This is a genomic window from Mesotoga sp. B105.6.4, from assembly GCF_002896535.1.
In the GTDB taxonomy this organism is placed as follows: domain Bacteria; phylum Thermotogota; class Thermotogae; order Petrotogales; family Kosmotogaceae; genus Mesotoga.
In genome coordinates, this window is record NZ_JWIM01000049.1 from 13796 (window position 1) to 32492 (window position 18697).

Genomic DNA, 18697 nt, shown 5'->3' on the forward strand with positions numbered 1-18697 from the left:
AAACCGGGGGAAGAGATGATTAGTGAGAAAAGAATCTCTCAGTATATTCGAAGCGCACTGAGCACTATCAGTGCCGACAGAGAATCGAAAGAGAAAATTAGAAGAGAAATGAACTACGATATCCAAAACAAGGTCTTCGACAGCGGTAAAGGGGATCCTTTTGAAGTGCTGGGAAACCCCGCTTCGTATGCCAGAGAATTTATAGAAGAGAGGAAATCGACTTACCCTCAGGTTCGCACGAGGTTTTCTCGGACTTGCGGTATCGGAGGCCACGCCGGTTATGAATTTATTTCTAAGGCAACTGTTTTAGGCCTGCCTTTCATCCACATTAATACGCGTCCGTTTGGAGTTGCAAAAGGCATCATTGCAGTCGTGAATGTGGCAATCGGAGTGTTGGCCATTGGTGGAGTTTCAATCGGACTTTTCAGCTTTGGAGGGGTAGCGCTTTCTCTTCAGCTTTCTCTGGGTGGATTGTCTGCCAGTCTTTTCTCTACATTTGGCGGATTGGCAACTGCGTTGTATCTAGCAGGCGGGGGCCTTGCGGTTTCTTATGATTTTGCAGTGGGAGGAGCAGCTATTGCCAGAAACTACGCGATAGGAGGCTTTACATCTGCAAGAGTGGCTATTGGAGGAGAGGCTAGAGGTGTAACTGCAATATAAGAGCAGAGTGGAGTTGGGGATTACCTTCTCAGATTGCCAAGAACGGCCGACCAGATAATTGACTTTGTGATCTCAAAAGGTGAAGAAGTCAGCGCCGTATTTGAATGGGCCGTTAGGCTGATTTATTGACTCTTAGAGACGGCCCCCCCATTAGAAGCTTCACTTTCCTATCTCATTCTGAGTTGGTTCTTCGGATATGATAACCAGTCTGCTTTTGTCAAATCCCGGCAGAAGCCAGACGGACGCGGTTCCCAATTCTCTTCATATCTGTTCCGATTTGACCATAACCTTTTTCATTGGAATGACACATATGAAAAACAATGGCAGACGGTTTGATGTAAACTATTATCTGTTGGATGGGAGGTAGACTATGATAGAGAGATATGCGCTTTCCCCCCTAAAAGAACTTTGGGAACTGGAAGCCCAGTATGAGAGATGGCTCGAAGTGGAACTGGCCGTCGTCAATGCCTATGAGAAGACAGGGCGAATTCCTCAAGGAACACTTGAAAAGATGAAGTCCGCAGCAAGAATTGATTTGGAAGCGATTGCCGAAATTGAAAAGCAAGTAGATCACGATGTCATTGCTTTCATAAAGTTCGTGACACAGGGAATGGGGGATGAAGCCCGTTATTTCCATCTTGGATTAACATCATCCGATGTTGTGGACACTGCCCTTTCGCTTGCCGTTAGAGAGTCCGGGCGCCTTATTGTCGGGTCTCTGGAACAGCTCTCGAGAGCACTGAAAGAAAAAGCAGTTGCCTATAAAGATGTAGTATGTATGGGTAGGACTCACGGCATACATGCTGAACCCACTTCGTTTGGGCTGAAGTTTCTATCGTTCTTTGTTGAAATAGAGAGGGCGATCCTTCGCTTGAACGTAGCTATAGATGGTTGCTCAGTTGGGAAACTGAGTGGAGCCGTTGGAAACTACGCTAATATTTTGCCGGAGATCGAGAGTATTGCTCTGGGCGAGCTCGGTCTGAGGCCGACCGCTGTTTCCTCCCAGATCATCCCGAGGGATATACACGCCGAGTTTCTTTCGGCGCTGGCAATTACGGCCTCTTCAATAGAGAGAATGGCTGTGGAGTTCAGGCATCTCCAGAGAACAGAGGTCCTGGAAGTTCAAGAGCCATTTAAGAAGGGGCAGAGAGGTTCTTCCGCTATGCCTCACAAAAAGAATCCCATTATATGTGAAAGGCTCACCGGTATGGCGCGTTTGATAAGAAGTTACGCAGGTGCTTCACTAGAAGATATCGCCCTTTGGCATGAAAGGGACATCTCCCATTCCAGTGTAGAGAGAGTAATCCTGCCGGATGCGACACTGCTTCTGTATTATATGGCTGAGAAGTCTGTTTATCTTGTGAGCAATCTTGTTATCTATCCCGAAAGAATGAGAGAAAACTTCAAGGCCTCCAGAAACCTTGTTTTCTCCCAGAGGGTCATGTTGGCCTTGATCGAAAAGGGCATGTCGAGAGAGGAAGCTTACCGGTTGGTACAGGAGTTATCAATGGATTGCTGGAACGGCAATCTTGATTTCAAACAGTTGGTTCTGACTAATCAAGTGATCACAGGGCTCATGAATTCAGAAGAGATTGGAAGACTTTTCAATCCTGATTATTTTTTGAGAAACGTTAATTGCGTATTTGAGAGAGTTCTTAATGGAGGTTGACCGAGTGAAGAAACTGGCCGTTGTTGGAGCCCAATGGGGCGATGAAGGAAAAGGAAAGGTTGTCAATTACTTTTCCAGGGATTTTGAGTGGATAGTAAGGTTTTCCGGTGGCGCAAATGCCGGTCATACGATCTATGTTGGGGATAAAAAGTATGTGAATCATCTTTTGCCCTCGATAAATCCTGTGATTGATTCAAAGGGCTTTCTTGGTGCAGGGATGGTAATAGATGTCGGGCAGTTGATTGAGGAACTGAAAATCCTGGAAAGAGATTTCCCGGGCATCTCCAGTAGATTCTATCTTGATCCCGAAGCCTTTATCGTTCTTCCCTGGCACAAAGAGGAAGACCTTTTGCTTGAGAAGATGCGCAAGGTACCGATCGGCACAACGGGAAGAGGTATAGGACCCGCTTATACCGACAAGGCATCGAGAGAGGGGCTGAAGCTCTTCGTCCTCTTTGACGAGGCACTCTTGAGACAAAGACTCGAAGCGATATATCACATGAAGAGAAGCAAGTATAACAGGGATTTCGCTGTCTCTATAGAGGAAATGTTGGTCTATCTGCAAGGTTTTAGAGCTGAGCTTGAAAGGCTCAGCGTCAATTTCACAAGTGCGGTAGATATGTATAGAGTCTTCAGGAGTACTTCCGTCTTGTTTGAAGGAGCTCAGGGTGTTCTTCTGGACCTGGATTTTGGCACATATCCCTTTGTGACATCCGGGGCGTGTATGGCTCATGGAGTATCCTCGGTAGGTTTCTCTACTTTTGAACTAGACGGTGTCTACGGGGTTCTCAAAGCTTACACAACTCGGGTAGGAGCCGGCCCCTTTCCGACAGAAGAGGCCTCCGGGGTAGGTGAGCTACTGCGGGAAAGAGGAAAGGAATTCGGCGCAACAACAGGTAGAGCACGAAGGATAGGCTGGCTGGATCTTCCCGCTCTTAGATATGCAAAAATCAGGTCTGGTCTAACGGGCCTCGTTATTACGAAAGGAGACGTACTGAACGGACTGGATGAAGTGAAAGTCTGTGTGGCGTATGATGTCGATGGAGTCGTAAAGGAATTGCCTTCCACTTCGTATGATTTCTTCAGAGCAAAACCAATTTACGAAACTGTTAGTGGATGGCCCGTTACTGATCACATAAACTTCCTGAAGTACATGACTTTTATCGAAAGAGAAACGGGTGTCGAGATTGACTACATCTCATATGGGCCGAAAACTGAAGAGATGAAAACCAGGAACGATCTTATAATGAACATATAGCCCGGTTTTGGGGAAGGAGGGAAGGCAGAGAATGGAAATACTACTCACGAACACGATGTCACGAAGAAAGGAAGTCTTCAAGCCGTTAAGGGAAGGCGAGGTGGGCATATATACTTGTGGACTCACTGTTTATAACTTCGCTCACATTGGTAACCTGAGGGCGTACGTCTTTGCCGACACCCTCAAAAGGATGTTTCTTTTCAACGGGTACAAGGTCAATCATGTCATGAATATTACTGATGTGGGCCACTTGACCGGAGACGAGGATGAAGGCGAGGACAAGATGGAAGCCGGTGCAAGACGCGAGGGGAAAACCGTCTGGGAGATAGTGGACTTCTATACCGAGGCTTTCTTCGACGATCTGAAGAGATTGCGCATCATCTTCCCAACTGTCACATGTAGGGCAACCAGGCACATAGACGACATGATTGACATGATACGCAAGATAGAATCTAACGGATACACATATGTCGCTGGTGGAAACGTATATTTCGACACTTCGAAACTGCCGGACTATGGAAAGCTGGCAAGGCTTAAGCTTGACGAGGACAATACGCGTTCTAGAGTGGAAAGCGATCCCTATAAAAGAAACCCCTTTGATTTCGTCCTGTGGTTTACTCGATACAAGTACGATAGCCATGCAATGCAGTGGGACTCTCCGTGGGGCAGAGGTTTTCCGGGATGGCATATCGAGTGTTCTGCGATGTCTTCGAAGTACCTCGGTGAAAGATTCGACATCCATACGGGCGGCATAGACCATATTCCAATTCATCACACAAACGAGATTGCCCAGAGCGAGGCCGCTTTCGGTCATGAATGGGTTAATTACTGGCTCCATTCTGAATTCCTCGTCATCGGCGAGGGGGAGAAGATGTCCAAATCCTTGGGCAACTTCATTACTTTGCAGACGCTGATCGACAAGGGTTACGATCCTGCAGAGTATCGATACTACCTTCTGGGAGCTCACTATAAGAAGCAGCTGGCTTTCACACTCGAGGCTCTCGATGGAGCGAAAAGCGCCATGAAGAGGCTTACAACTAAGATAGGAGAATTGAAGGGATCAGAAGCACCTGTTAGTAAACTCAATTCAGTGCTTCTGAATGAATTTCATGAAGCAATAAACGACGATCTGAATACACCCAGGGCACTCGCTGTTTTGTGGAAGGTAGTAGACAGCGAGGATCTCCGTCCTGGCGAAAAGCTCTCATTGATCAACGAATTCGACAGAGTTCTTGGACTAGGTCTTTCCGAAATCGAAACTGAGGTAATTCCCGAAGAAGTAGAAGAGCTTGCAAACCAGAGAGATCAGGCTCGAAGGGGCAAGGACTGGAAGAAAGCAGATGAACTGAGGAAACTGATTTCTGAAAAGGGATATGAAGTTCTAGACGAAAGAGACGGATACAAAATAAGAAAGAAGTGAATCGCAGCGAATACCGGTAGATGAAGAGTTTTCCGTGAATTCAACGCTTCTCGATGTCACGTTTGCAGTAGGATCTTGGCCTAAGATCTGTCTTCAAGCAGAGTTTTTTGACTTGTGAAGAAGATTTTTATTACAGGTTCGGTTTTCTTCATGGTTTTCGCTTCAAACAACGATCTGTCCATCCGTACCATATCGTACGATATCAATACTTCAGTTTATGAACTCAGAACCAATAGGTAAATGACAAAGGACTTCTGTTCATTGCCTTTCTGAAGACTTGGTCCGCCATTATTGCGGGTATTTAACTGATAATTTATATCGGCTTAACTGAGAAGAATCTCCATGCTGTTAGAATATTTGTGAAAGATATAACAAATTAGGAGGTATTTGTATGCCAGATGCGAATTTCAGAGTGAGAGCAGTTTCGGAAAGTCCGACGCGAGTTGCCGTAAAGGCAAGGAATTTTACTATGATAGTTGATGAGCCACCAAATCTCGGTGGTGACGATAAGGGTGCCAATCCTGTCGAGTATGTTTTGGCCGCATTGGCCGGCTGTTTGAATGTAGTCGGACATCTTGTAGCAAATGAGATGGGCTTTCAAATAGACAAGCTGGAGATCGATGTTTATGGCCCGCTGAACCCGGCCAGATTGTTTGGCAAATCGTATGAAGACAGAGCGGGTTACAAGGAGATAACCGCAGAGATGAAGTTTGATACCGACGCAGATGAAGAGACGCTAAAGAAATGGGTCGAGGCTGTGGAGGACCGTTGCCCAGTCACTGACAACCTGGGAAATTCTACACCGGTAAGGGTGGTTGCAAAAGAGCTTACATAGGTCTGATAAATCTGAAAGGGCTCCTTCAGAGGAGCCCTTTCAGATTCTAATAACCGGACGATTCGTTGACCGGAAAGAACTGGACCGGAGTCTCGAGCTCATTATGCCCGCTGCTGAAAAAAGATAGAGTCACGGCGTTCTCAATTTCCGGGTGCCAGGTTGTAGTTGCACTGGAGCCAGAGAAGCCGTAATAGCCCAGGAGGTCGCCTTTGTCGATCTCTTTGTTTCCATTGAAATCTCTCCAGACCCTTATTTTGATGTAATTTTCCGTGAGTCCGCTTACGTAAAATGAACCGTCTGCCTCAACTTCGGCTTCCTTCAGAACCTCACCCGAAGTGGAGAGGATTTGGACCAAGAGAGGTCTCCGCTCTTCGTCGAAATTTAGAGCATCGCATGCCTGAATAAGGCCGTATCCATAGTACTGATCCCATCCCGGATCTCCCAGATCAAGGGCCGTTTCCCGAAGGATCTTCCTGATGATCTCTTCGCCAGAAGAATCTCTGCCTGCGTAACCTTGTGCCATCAAGAGAGCCGCAAGCCCCGTTACATGTGGCGCCGCCATCGAAGTGCCAGACATAGCGGAATAAGTGTTTCCCTCGCCAAACGAGTATCCCGTGCTCAATATCTGTGAGGATGACGAACCTCCCGGAGCGACAAAGTCAAGATGTTCTCCGTAGTTCGAATAGCTTGCCCTTTGCATCGTATTGTCGACTGCGCCTACTGATAGTACTTCTTCGTAGGAAGCCGGATAATATGGCCTTGAGGAATAGTAATTGCCTGAGGCAGCTATCATCAAGACTTCATTTTCCGATGCGTATTGGATGGCTGCTGCAACAACCGGAGAGTCCGGTCCTGCAAGGCTCATGTTTATAATCTTTGCTCCGTGATCAACCGCGAAGATGATGCTTCTAGCGAGTATGTCATCAGTGGTTTTTCCTTCTTCGAAAATTTTGATTGGCATAATTGTGCGGTGCTCTCCCCATGTAATCCCCGAAACCCCGAGAGAATTGTTTGTTCTTGCAGCAATCGTACCTGTAACATGGGTTCCATGGGATTTAACGGGATCGTAATCTGTAGGGTCATCATCACCGTTTATTAGATCGTATCCCGGAAGAAAGACACCTTCTAAATCCGGATGATCCAGCCTAGCGCCCGAGTCAATAACAGCTACAACAACCGTTGACGATCCCCTTGCAATTGTCCAGGCTTGAGGCATCTGAATCATCGGGTAGTTCCACTGATAGGGATACAACGGATCGTTGGGGACACTCTCCTCGGATTGAAGAGTGAAAATCTTTTCCGGCTCGATTGATTTAACTCCTTCAATGCCATACAACGAAGATGGATCGTTTGTTTTCACAACTGCATAGCCAAGAGACCCATCTCTTGAATAGAACTCATCAAGAATCTCTAGTCCAGAAACGCCTGAGATTATTCCTGAATTAAACCCTCTATCAAATAGGACAACAAATTGATTACTCAGGAAACCCTGCTCAATGTCTTTAGCGGAAAACGTGGGAGAATATGCCGCAGTTCTTTGAAAATTATCGATAACTGGAGTTTCTGGAAAGTAAGGAATGACCTGACCTGAAAGAGAGTAATAAACCTCGGGTTTGATGCATCCCGTTAGCGAAAAACAAAGAACAATAAAAAGCGTAATCAAGAGCGCGAAAAATTTCCTAAGCAGCATCTGAACCTCCGGATCTAGATAGAAAGATTGTACCATCATCTCTGAAGCATTGTATTCATTTGACAAATCGATTTAGATAACAACCACGAATGGAAACACGCAAACAAAAAAAAGCGGCCGCTAGGCCGCTTTTTGCTAATTATTATCTCAAGTTTTCTTTCCAAGTTCAGATGTACAGTTAGGACACCTCACTGCATCGATAGGAATCGATGTGTGACAGAAAGGACAGGTCTTGGTTGTTGGTGCAGCCGGAGCCTCTTCTTTCTTCAGTCTGTCCCGCATTTTGTTGATTGCTCTTATAATCAAGAAGATAACAAAAGCGAGAATAATGAAATTAATAATCGCGTTGATGAAAAGACCGATGTTTATAGTTGCTGCACCGGCCGCTTTTGCCTCTGCGAGTGTTGCATAAGATTCCCCTGATATGTTTATGAATAGGTTGCTTAAATCAATGCCGCCTGTGAATAGACCGAGAATTGGCATCAGTATGTCGTCTACAAGAGATCTCACAATTACTTGAAACGCACCACCGATTATGATACCAACAGCAAGATCAATGACGCTGCCGCGACTGATAAACTTCTTGAACTCTTTCCACACACCACTCACCCCCTCTACTGTGAAGTTATGGAAACATTATAATCTGGTTTAATTCCAAAAGCAAAGTCCAAAACACTCTTAATAAGCGGTTCGTTTTGATCTACTCACCAACACCATTATTAAAATTAGACTCTGCATTGCTTTCGATTGAGCTTCAGAGATCTCCAAAACATCATCTCAATAAGCGACAGCCTGCCCGTCTCTTCTGGGATCGGCTCCTCCAAATAGTATTCCAATATCTCTGTTGAACAAGACGGCATGAACCCCACCGAAGTAGGGATCATAGTCGTTTCTTACAGTTATGTCATGCCCCATTTCGATTAGCCTATTGTAAGCGTTAATTGATATCCTTCCTTCTATGGACATCGGGCCAGTCTGTGTCCTAAATACTCTGGGTGCGAGAATTGCTTGCTGTACAGTCATTCCGTGGTCAATGATGTTGCTTATCGTTTGAGCCACAGTAGTGATAATCCGTGTACCTCCTGGCGCGCCGATAGCCATATATGGTTCACCTTCAGGATCAATAACCAGAGTAGGACTCATGCTACTGAGAGGTCGTTTGCCAGGTTCGACTGAGTTTGCTGAGCCGGGGGTTTTTACGAAGTCGTCCATGTGATTATTGAGAATAATTCCTGTTGTCGGTACAACAACGCCGGAACCAAAGAAGTAATTTATGGATTTTGTAATAGCAACCATGTTTCCTTCTCTGTCCATAACAGAAAGATGAGTAGTGCTTCCGCTTTCGAACTTCCAGGGGTCACCGGGCTCGACGGATTCAAGTGGAATGCGCTTATCGATTTTCTCAGCAAGGATCCTAGCATAATCTTTCGAAGTTAGTCCCTCGAGAGGAACATTTACAAAGTCAGTATCTGCCATGTATTTTGATCTATCTGCAAAAATCAGTTTCATTGCCTCCGACCAGATGTGGATCGTCTCGGCTGTGTTGTCTCCCATCGATCCGACATCGAAATTTTCCATAATATTTAGGAGTTCAATCACATGAGTTCCTCCAGAGCTGGCAGGTGGAACTGACAGAATAGTGTAACCTCGATACGTGCCAACAACTGGTTTGCGAACCTTCACTTCATAATTTGCAAGATCATCCATTGTCATTACTCCGCCGCGTTTCTGAACTTCGGCCACAATCTTCTCGGCAATTTCCCCAGAATATATCGCATCTTTCCCGTTCTCTACGATAGATCTTAGCGTATCGGCCAAGTCCTTTAGTACAATAGTCTCACCCACTTCATAAGGAATACCTCCATACTTCAAATAGAGGTCTACGCCATTTTCCATCATCATTATCTTCTCGTAGTTATCGCTAATAATTGAAAAAAGGTTAACTGTTACGGGGATTCCCTTCTCGGCCCAGTCTATGGCCGGCTGAATTACTTCTTCTCGAGAGAGCGTTCCGTAGTTTTCAAGAGCGTACAACAGGCCAGCGACTTCACCTGGAACCCCGACGGCCTTTCCTCCGATGACGCTCTCATAGTTTACTGGGCGATTATTCTCGTCAAGATTGAAAAAAGTGGGGCTTGTAGCGTTCGGTGCAGTTTCTCTGAAATCAATAACTACTGCTTCGTCCATATCGGCCAGCTTAATTATCATGAATCCTCCGCCGCCAATTCCAGAAGCATTAGGTTCCAGAACTCCTATCGCAAATGCCGTAGCTATCGCAGCGTCTACCGCATTCCCTCCCATCTCGAGAATTCTAACGCCTACTTCTGAGGCTTCGGGTTTTGCGGCCGCAACAACTCCATTTCTTCCCTCTGCATCCCTTCCATAAAGGTTAAGAGGGTTCGATGCCAGGACGGTCCCAGCGATTAGTATTGATACAAGAAGAAACATGGTTTTTCTCATTTTTCTCTCCTCCTTAAACATGAGATTACCTTAACGTATAAGTCTAGCATTTCTGGCAACTGAAATTTCTTCGATGTCAGACTTTCCAATGGGTTCTTTGTGTTGAACATTCAGTTTTCAAGAACGGAGGATTAGTCTAGTATAATCTTATTGGTGATCGTATGCGAGAAATTGTCGATTTTATAAGAACGACTGTTTTGAAGTGGGGCTATCGAGGGGCTGTGATAGGAATAAGCGGAGGAATAGACTCCGCGGTGGTAGGTAAGCTAGCCGTAGATGCCCTAGGTAATAGAAACGTATTTGGCCTTCTAATGCCCGAACGCGACTCTTCGAAGGATACCCTGGAGGATTCGAAGCTCGTAGCGCACTTCCTGGGAATAGACTTCAAAATCAAGAACATAAGTTCGATTCTCCGTGCTGTTGGTTGCTATAGACTTCAACCGCCGGCCCTTTTAATACCTCAGTCGGTTAAGGAAAGGTATGTAAGGGATAAGTGGCAGCAGCTTTCTTCAGACCCTTTCCTTGACGACCTGGCCGACAGGGGCAGTGAAGAATTCAAAAGGGGACTGGCTTTCTATAGAGCTAAGCACAGAGTCAGGATGGTTTCGTTGTATTTGGAAGCTGAGAAAAGGGGTTACGCTGTACTTGGCACGACAAACAAGACCGAATGGCTTTGCGGACTTTATGTGAAGTGGGGAGATGATTCAAGCGACATTGAGCCAATCAAGCATCTGTTCAAAACTGAGGTCATTAGCCTTGCTAGAGAATTGGGAATTCCGGAGAGGATCATAGAGAAGCCGCCGAGTCCTGACCTTATTCCTGGTGTTACCGATGAGACTGCTTTTGGGATGTCTTTTACTGAGCTTGATGAGGCACTCATAAAGATAGAAGCCGGAGAAAAACTAAACCCTCACGACAAGAAGGCCGTGAGGATCATGGAAATAGTGAAAGCGGCCGAACACAGACAGTTCAGAAATCTGTCTGTTTTTCAGCAGAAGTGAAGGTCTCTAGACCGTTACTCCACGAAATACTTATCAGATTAATCGCCACTCTTTCCAGCTGATGATCAGCAAATTCCGGAAAGTCGGTGAAATCATGCTTTTTTGCTTCCCCGGGTCCTACGCTTAGGCCCTCTAGCTCCTTCTCAGCAACGTAAAGCTCCTTGCCCATAGGATCAAGCAGTCTGAAAGATATATGGACTCCCTTAACCGTCCCAAGGTCTGAATTATTTTTTATCCTCAGAACAACTCCCTTCTTCTTGCTGAAGGTTCCGACCTTCTCTATGCTTGATTGAACCACGACTTCACGATGGAGAGAGTCGGTAGTCTTTCGATCCCCGGCCAGGTACAGGTCTGCAGATTCTGGAATGCTTTCTTCCAGATCCAGAGAGGATACTGGTATTTCCTCACCGAGCGGTTCAGGCAGCGATTCATTCTTAGTTTCAAAACTCTCTAGAGATTTGTACAGCTGATAAAGATCCCACAAGTTGTCGTTGAAGACTCTGTGCTTTTTCAATTCATTAACAATAATCTCCGTACTGAATGAATCTAAACTAACCTTTGAGTTCTCCTTGCGGATCTTTGCGCCGTCTTGTCCGAAGAAAACTCCAGAAAGAACAAACCATTCGTCAGGTAGCGGAAAGACGAATCTTCCCAAATGCTCTTCCTTTGAAGAAAACTCTATTGTGTTAACAATAATTGGAACCACATAATCTGTATCTCTCTTTGCGGGAATCATCGATGCCTCGTTGTCCGATACGACTCTAATAGTCTTGCCTAAAGTTCTCGATTCGAATGCCCAGAGCGATACCGAGTCTTCGTAAAGTTTGTCGCCAACGACTTTGATTCCATGTAGTTTAACTGAACTTAAGTCCAGCTTGCTCTTGGTTAGAGAGAATCTCGAAGCTTCCATTTTCACTTCGATAACGGCCATTAATCGGTCTCTGTATTTGGCAAAGACTGGATCGGAAGGAAATGTAAAAGTTATTCCGTCATGCTTTGATTCTTCAATAAACACTGAGCCTGAAGCACTTATAAGAAAAGCCGAGTACTCAATAGTCTTCATGTTGTTTCCCCCTTTCTCTTTGTTATCTCCGATAACAGCATTATACCTCATACGGTTGTTGTGGTTTAAGCAAAGTCGACTGGCGGGCAAGTTTTAAGTTCCTTTAACAAGTAGGATAACATAATGATTTTGAATCCCCATCATCGAAAGATTCAGTTTTACGAAAAGAATGCCAGGGTGTAACTAGCTCTTTGGCCCACGCTCCTCTTGCTTTATTCACTTCTGATTTGTGACTACATGAGATCTCGGTCAACGGTACAGATATAGTGCTCCCGAATAAAAATGTTTCAGGTTCTTTGCTCCCAACAAAGGTTGTGGGTATTGTGGAAAACAGGTGCAGGTGCATGCAAGTTTCTATGAGAATGTTAGAGACACCTATATGAAGAAGAGGGGGAGGATCCCCCCTCTTTGATTACTCTTAATGCAAAGTCCTGACTGAAGCGCGAAACCTCTTTCAGGGCCTGGTCTCTAATCCTAAGTAGAGTCCCAATCGAGAATTGCTGTATTGAATGCCAATCTTTGGGAAAAGATCTCCGAGACCGATAGTTGAACCGACATTTACAAATAGATACATAGCAGAATGATCTAGATTAGTGTTTGATCCATTTACCTCAATTCCGACTCCCATCTCTTTTAGAAAGAAGAGTGGACTCCATCCCCAGTTGATCCGATATAGTAGTTGGGCTCCATTGATATACCAGTAGAAGTCTTCGTAGAAACCCACTCCAAGACCGACAGACGTTCCCAAGGTTGGAGAGAATGTTGCATCAAGAGCAAGCAACGGTGTTATCTTTCCATTTGAGAGTCTTATGCCCGGTTCTAGGGAAATCGAGAAGAGATTTCCGTTTAGACTCAACGGGACGGAAGTCGTTATTCCACCCGATGTGTCCAGTCCAATGTAAGCATGCGATCTGAATCTTGTGGAAGGATTGAGAGGCAACTGGAACAGCTCAGAAGAGAGGCCGGCGCTTGCAATAGGAGCTTCGGGAACGCCCAGATTGACAGTAAGAATTGCATTGACCCCTTCAAATACCTGCCCACTGTACTCGGCAGTTAGGGAAAGCTTGTTGGTTCCGAATGTGAACGATGGCATTAGCGTCATAGAGTGGTTAGAATCATGGGACAGGTGAAGAGTTAAAAAGCCCAAAGAAAAGTGCTCGCCATCGTACGATACAAGAGGCGCTCTCAAAATTGGATTCAAGAAGTGAAGGAAGGTTTTCTTAAGATAATTGCCTTCTGTGTAGTCCGCCGCTGCAGGGTCGAAGTCGTCGGGTTCAACTTCTTTGACAACGTATGGGCTACTCTGTAGATCAAAGGTAAATATCGACATTCCTTTCTCTTGTCTGGAATGTCCAAATCCATATACAGTAGAATCGAGCACGACGGCCTTTTCGAGATTGGCTCCCTCGGTAAGTCTGAAAACCTCACCTGATTCAACATCTACGGAAAAGGCATCCATGAACCCCTCTTCGTAGGAGGAGGTAAAGATTATTTGCCCATTGTTATAGTCGATACCCCTTCCTTTGAGATATGGATCTTGTAGAATGATCTTGAATTCACCTTCGGTAAATTTAGCGATCGCTCCGTTGATACCGTCCTTCGAGAGGAGCATTATCAAACTACCGTCTTCGAGTGCTATTATGTCCTTGATCAACCACGGGATTGTTGTTAGCTGCATTTCTTCGAAGTAGATTGTTGAAAATCCAGTCTTCGTGTCATAAAGCGCTTTTATCAGTCTTCCATTGTAGATATCAAAGGCAGTTACCATGCCCTTGTCCAGAAGCCTAACTGAGAGAGGAGGTCTGTACGACCAGATCTCTCTAAGAGTTGTGCTTCTCTCAGTGACTGAAGTCATCAGGTAGATGTTACCTTCGCGCCATTTAAGGGTAATTGCTCCAAAGTCAGAGAGTCTTCTAGAAAAACCTCCATCAACATACTCTTCAATTCCTCTTTCAACTGCCCCATTCCATGAACTTGCTTCTCCAAAAACAGAATAAGAGAAAATGACGCCGTTTTCCGTCTTGGTCATGTCAAGTATCTGTCCATTCTTGATCGTCTTGACTTCGTTCAATGTTCCGTAGTCTGCGGCTTCAGATTCCACTTCTTCTTTCCAGTCATCATAAAGCACGTCTAGCGTTTCGTCAAATGCGATTCTTGAGGCGTTGATTACCCCTATGACAGGCATTCTCCCCGAAACTTCTTTGTGAAACTCCTTCACAGATTCTATTCCGAACCTTCTGACGAGATAATCATAGAAACTGGCAATGTAGTTGTAATAGAGAGCTCCTCCGCGGTAGTCCTCACGCGAAACGGACAGAGCGTAGTCCAGGCCAGCGAAGGAGTCGGCCTTCATATTCTGATATGTCATCTCTTTCCCCCACAATGGGTTGTTCAATCTTCCCTCGGAGAAGTAATTAGAGGATTCGGCGAACAAGGTCACTCCTTCAATAAATGGTGAGAACATCTGCGGCGAAAAGAGTTCCGTTCCTAAAAGCACTCTAGAAATGAACGCAGGCACACCTGTTGTGTAAGTCAGGTGGGCGATATGAGTGAATTCATGCATCAACAACTGTCTATACAAATTCGACACATTCATTCTCGTTGAGAGTATTGTGTCGGCAGGCCACACAAAGATCTGAATAGTCTTGTGGTTTTGAGCCTGAGCGATACCGTTCGTATTTGCCCCGAAATCTTTCAGAACGATGTTTATTCTTCCGGGGTCGTTGCCCACCAGTTCAACGACTTTCGGTCTTATAGATTCAAAGACATTACCTACATGGATAGCGATCTCCTCGAACCCCTTACGGTAGTAGATATCAGCATTTGGAAATTCAAGAACTTTGTTGGCCAGCGAAGTGACTGCGATTAGAGCCACAGCTGCCAATAGTATCGTTTTTCTCATGGCATACCTCCTGCCTCAGACCATAGGTGAATGAGTTTACCCGTGAACGACACGTTATACTCCAAACGTGTCCCTAAAAAAACGCTTAGTTTCCCTTACGTTTAGGTATGTCCTGAAGGTCAATTTCATTTTTCCGCCTGTCCAGACTATCTTCATCACGGTACTGTCTGTGTTAGCACCTCCTGATGAAGAGTCCATAGTACTGGAGACCTTGACTTTTTTCAGTGAGTCTTTCGGAATGAAGAGATTACCAGGTGTTTCGTTCAAAATCTCTTCTCTTGTCTTCTCGTTGTATCTGTCAAGCAAAGAAGAACCCGCAGACATCACAGATGCCATCTTTTTGAAGAACCCTTCGTTTCTTTCTTCGGAGGCTTCCTTTGCCTTCTTAACGGCTTCATTTGTTATTGATTTAGTCAACTGCACCAACAAGAGTCCCTCTGGAATTACAATAACATCGTACACCTTACTTCCAAAAAGTCCCGAAGAGCCTCCAGGAAAAAGTGCCAAAACGTTGTCCATTTAGAAAACCTCCAAATGAAAGGTCTGCTTACGGTTCCGTTATATTCTATCATTGATGTGCTGTCTTACCGCAAACTAATAGTCTGTTGATGCATAATGGTGTTATGAACGAAGTGAAGCTGGAGGAGGCACTTATGTGGGCATTTTACGATGGCGAATTTGTTCAAGAAAAGGGTAAGCATGTTCAACTGGAGAATAGGGGACTCACTTTTGCGGACGGTCTCTTTGAGGTTGTAAGGACAATCAAAGGCAGGATATTATTCTTCGAAGATCACTTCACGAGGATGATTAAGAGCGCTGCTTTCTTCAACATGGAGATTCCGTTCACTTCGAAAGAGACAAAGGAGTTTGCATCGGAACTAATCAGAAGAAATGCAATTGAAGACGGGGAACTCTATATACAACTTACAAGAGGAACAGATCTTCACAGAGAACACAGATTTCCTTCAGAGAAAACCCCAAGCACGTTCTTTATGCTTGCACTTCCATTGAGAAGAATTGATGCAGAGAACTGGAAGAATGGAGTTAAGCTCTTCACCTATCCAGATCTAAGACACAAGCTATGTGAGCACAAGACGATAAATCTGCTGCCCAACGTTCTTGCCAAGAACTTCGCCTATAGCAACGGAGGCTACGAAGCTTTGATGTTTAGAGACTTTGAAGGCAAGAAAGTTGCCACAGAAGGTGGCAGTTCGAATTACTTTCTTGTGAAGAACGGTGTTTTTTTCACTCCAGAAATCGATAACATTCTCCCGGGCATAACGCGGGGAAAAGTGATCGACCTCATTAAGAAACTGGATTATCAGGTTGTCGAAAAACCGGTTACCGTAGATGAATTTCTTGAGGCTGAGGAAGTCTTTCTCGTAAGCACAGTCTCCAGGGTGATGCCTGTCAGAGCGATAGACCAAGTCTGTTTCAGCGTTTGTGGTGATTATACTAGACAGATAATGCAGTCTTACGAAGATCTCTTCTTCTCTTCCAGGTGAATGATTTGGTATTAACTTGTGTTGGAAGGTAAACAATACGTATAAATCTTCCCTGTTTTGGGAAATCTTCTCTGTGACTGGTATATAATTACATAAATTTTCCGTGTTCCAAATAATCTTTCTTGGAGGTGTGCGGGATGAAAAAGCTCCTGGTTTTCTTTCTAATTATTCTCTTCTCAGCGTTCTTGTTGGGACAGGTTCTCCCGGAAGAGGCGATTCCTGTAATCGAATCAAAAGGAATCATGTCTTCAGTCGATGAATCACCGTTAACTTATTCAGAATTCAGGAATGCAGTTGAAAAGGCCTTTCCCGGCAAGGGAAATCTGATCTCCGGAGCAGGAGAGGTCTTGAGAGCAGACTTCGCCGTTGCGATGGTTGAGGTTCTCGGTCTGAAGTCTGAAGCTCAGTCCTACGATGAGATTTGCACCACAGCAATTGACGAGTGGGACGCTCCGGTGGAGGCATGGGGAGCCCTCACTGTTGCTTACAGGAGCAATCACCAACTTCTCGATTTCCGATATGGCCACTTGATCGAGGCCAGCTCACCCATCACAAGGGAAGAGGCTGCCATTTCGATCTACATGGCTATGAATCCTCCAGTTAGGGGCGGAATGGCAACGACTGCGGTTACTGCCGATGCTCCTGGTTTCAACACCTTGTTCACTTCTTCCGGACTGACATGGACGATCTGCAATATCATTGGCGATGGAATAACCGGAACAGACAAGGACGGATTCTACTTTCCGAGAATGGTCAAGAGAATGCCAAGTCTAGAAAACGGGCTGATGGTAATAAACGAAGACGGTTCACTTACGATAACTTACGAGTTAAGAAAGGGAATGAAGTGGCACGATGGAGAGCCAGTGACTGCCCATGATGCGAAGTTCCAGTGGGAAGTTATGAACAGCGGCGCCCCGGTTACGACGAACTACTTCGAGAGGTCAGTATCCGAAGTCAATGTAATTGACGACTATACATACTCTATTACCCTTCCTGAACCCCTAAGTAATGCCGAGCTGGGGTCTTCCGTCTATGCCTATTATTTCGGCTGGTTCCAGCTGCCAGAACATGTCTACAGAACAAGCTTCGAAGCAGCAAAAGCAAGCGGAAACTGGGATCGTTTTGTTGAAGAAGCTACGAAGAATCCTATTATGACAGGACCCTACAAGTTCAAAGAATATGCTGAAGGTCAGTATGTGATAATGGAAGCTTTTGATGACTATTATATGGGTAGGCCGAACATCGACCAGCTGGTAATGAGAATCATTCCTGACATGGACGTTGTTTTTGCTTCCACACTAAATGGAGAAATCGATTTCGGTAGGTACACTCTCTCCCTCAAACAGTCGGTACAGCTGGAGAATCAACGGGCAGACATGTTCAACGTTTTCTATACACCAAACATTGCTTACGATAATCTGAACTTGAATCTAAGGGATCCCGAGGATACAACAAAACCCCATCCGATCTTTGGAGATAAGAGGGTAAGGCAGGCCGTTCTCTATGGTATAAACAGAGAGCAGATAAGCAATGTAGTATACGCCGGACTGGCCGAAGTGGTGGATACCTGGATTACTGATCTTCATCAGATGAGAGAAGCACTTAAGGCGCCAGATGTTAAACATTACGAATACAATCCCGCAAAGGCCAAAGCACTGCTTGAAGAGGCTGGCTGGAAGCTCAACAACAGAGGTATCTATGAGAAAGACGGTAAAACCTTGAAGTTCAAGCTTTCTCTTGCTTCGGGAAGTGGAGATTATCAGATGATGGCACAGATTATCCAGGGCATGCTGAAACAGGTCGGAATGGACGTCGAGATCGATGTGAAGCCTGCTCTCGTTATATGGACAGAAGCTTTCCCTTACGGAAACTATGATGCTTTGCTTTCCGGCTGGGGTTATGGTGTCAGCGACGAAGCAGCCAATTACTGGACCACAGATCAGATACCTTCTGACGAGAACTACTGGGGAGGAATGAACTATACCGGTTGGGCAAACGCTGAAAACGATGAGATAATTAACGCGGCCGCAAAGGAGCTTGATCCAGAGAGGAAACAGGCTCTCTATGAAAGGCATTTCGCGCTCTGGACGGATGAACTCCCCGTTCTGCCGTTAGTAGTTGCACCGACACCTCATTTTGCAAAGAAGTACATCAAGAGTTTCAACTCTGGATATGATAATGGACTCGGCTGGATAATCCAGAACTGGTACATAGATAGATAATTGGCTTCTTTG

The 18697-nt window shown here is 45.3% G+C and carries 14 protein-coding genes; 8 read left to right on the forward strand and 6 right to left on the reverse strand.

Annotation, left to right across the window (positions count from 1 at the left end; all coding sequences use genetic code 11):
* Positions 1–15: 15 nt before the first annotated feature.
* The 5 genes from RJ60_RS10720 to RJ60_RS10740 all read left to right on the forward strand — a co-directional run bounded on the left by RJ60_RS10720 (position 16) and on the right by RJ60_RS10740 (position 5842).
* On the forward strand, positions 16–660 hold the full coding sequence (locus RJ60_RS10720; RefSeq protein ID WP_099829942.1) for a hypothetical protein: 645 nt from the start codon (positions 16–18) through the stop codon (positions 658–660).
* A gap of 370 nt (positions 661–1030) precedes the next feature.
* A complete protein-coding gene (gene purB, locus RJ60_RS10725; RefSeq protein WP_099829943.1) occupies positions 1031–2329 on the forward strand; it encodes an adenylosuccinate lyase in 1299 nt (432 codons plus the stop codon).
* A gap of 4 nt (positions 2330–2333) precedes the next feature.
* Positions 2334–3587, forward strand: a complete 1254-nt coding sequence (locus tag RJ60_RS10730; protein ID WP_099829945.1) for an adenylosuccinate synthase — start codon at positions 2334–2336, stop codon at positions 3585–3587.
* Between the two features lie 31 nt (positions 3588–3618).
* A complete protein-coding gene (cysS, locus tag RJ60_RS10735) occupies positions 3619–5007 on the forward strand; it encodes a cysteine--tRNA ligase (protein WP_099829946.1) in 1389 nt (462 codons plus the stop codon).
* Between the two features lie 391 nt (positions 5008–5398).
* Positions 5399–5842, forward strand: a complete 444-nt coding sequence (locus RJ60_RS10740; RefSeq protein ID WP_099829948.1) for an OsmC family protein — start codon at positions 5399–5401, stop codon at positions 5840–5842.
* 46 nt (positions 5843–5888) lie between these two features.
* Here the strand turns inward: RJ60_RS10740 and RJ60_RS10745 are convergent, their stop codons facing one another.
* The 3 genes from RJ60_RS10745 to ggt all read right to left on the reverse strand — a co-directional run bounded on the left by RJ60_RS10745 (position 5889) and on the right by ggt (position 9992).
* The gene (locus RJ60_RS10745; protein ID WP_099829949.1) at positions 5889–7532 is read right to left on the reverse strand and encodes a S8 family peptidase; all 1644 of its coding nucleotides are present in this window, start codon (positions 7530–7532) and stop codon (positions 5889–5891) included.
* Between the two features lie 147 nt (positions 7533–7679).
* The gene (gene mscL / locus RJ60_RS10750) at positions 7680–8132 is read right to left on the reverse strand and encodes a large conductance mechanosensitive channel protein MscL (RefSeq protein ID WP_099829951.1); all 453 of its coding nucleotides are present in this window, start codon (positions 8130–8132) and stop codon (positions 7680–7682) included.
* A gap of 177 nt (positions 8133–8309) precedes the next feature.
* Complete coding sequence (gene ggt, locus RJ60_RS10755; protein ID WP_099829952.1) at positions 8310–9992, reverse strand: gamma-glutamyltransferase; 1683 nt, start codon at positions 9990–9992, stop codon at positions 8310–8312.
* 161 nt (positions 9993–10153) lie between these two features.
* On the opposite strand from ggt, the gene nadE reads away from it, so the two are divergent.
* Positions 10154–10993: an NAD(+) synthase gene (gene nadE / locus RJ60_RS10760; RefSeq protein WP_099829953.1), complete on the forward strand. Its 840-nt coding sequence runs from the start codon at positions 10154–10156 to the stop codon at positions 10991–10993.
* Here the strand turns inward: nadE and RJ60_RS10765 are convergent.
* The 3 genes from RJ60_RS10765 to RJ60_RS10775 all read right to left on the reverse strand — a co-directional run bounded on the left by RJ60_RS10765 (position 10962) and on the right by RJ60_RS10775 (position 15477).
* Positions 10962–12056, reverse strand: coding sequence for a hypothetical protein (locus RJ60_RS10765; RefSeq protein WP_099829954.1), 1095 nt, complete (start codon positions 12054–12056; stop codon positions 10962–10964). The two genes, nadE and RJ60_RS10765, sit on opposite strands and share 32 nt — an antisense overlap.
* A gap of 454 nt (positions 12057–12510) precedes the next feature.
* Positions 12511–14958 (reverse strand): hypothetical protein, encoded by a 2448-nt coding sequence (locus RJ60_RS10770; RefSeq protein WP_099829955.1) that lies wholly within the window; start codon positions 14956–14958, stop codon positions 12511–12513.
* Positions 14959–15012: 54 nt separating this feature from the next.
* Positions 15013–15477 (reverse strand): hypothetical protein, encoded by a 465-nt coding sequence (locus RJ60_RS10775; protein WP_099829956.1) that lies wholly within the window; start codon positions 15475–15477, stop codon positions 15013–15015.
* A 134-nt stretch (positions 15478–15611) separates the two neighbouring features.
* Between RJ60_RS10775 and RJ60_RS10780 the strand changes: the two genes are divergently transcribed.
* On the forward strand, positions 15612–16463 hold the full coding sequence (locus tag RJ60_RS10780) for an aminotransferase class IV (RefSeq protein ID WP_099829957.1): 852 nt from the start codon (positions 15612–15614) through the stop codon (positions 16461–16463).
* A 137-nt stretch (positions 16464–16600) separates the two neighbouring features.
* Positions 16601–18685, forward strand: a complete 2085-nt coding sequence (locus RJ60_RS10785) for a peptide ABC transporter substrate-binding protein (protein ID WP_099829958.1) — start codon at positions 16601–16603, stop codon at positions 18683–18685.
* Positions 18686–18697 lie beyond the last annotated feature (12 nt).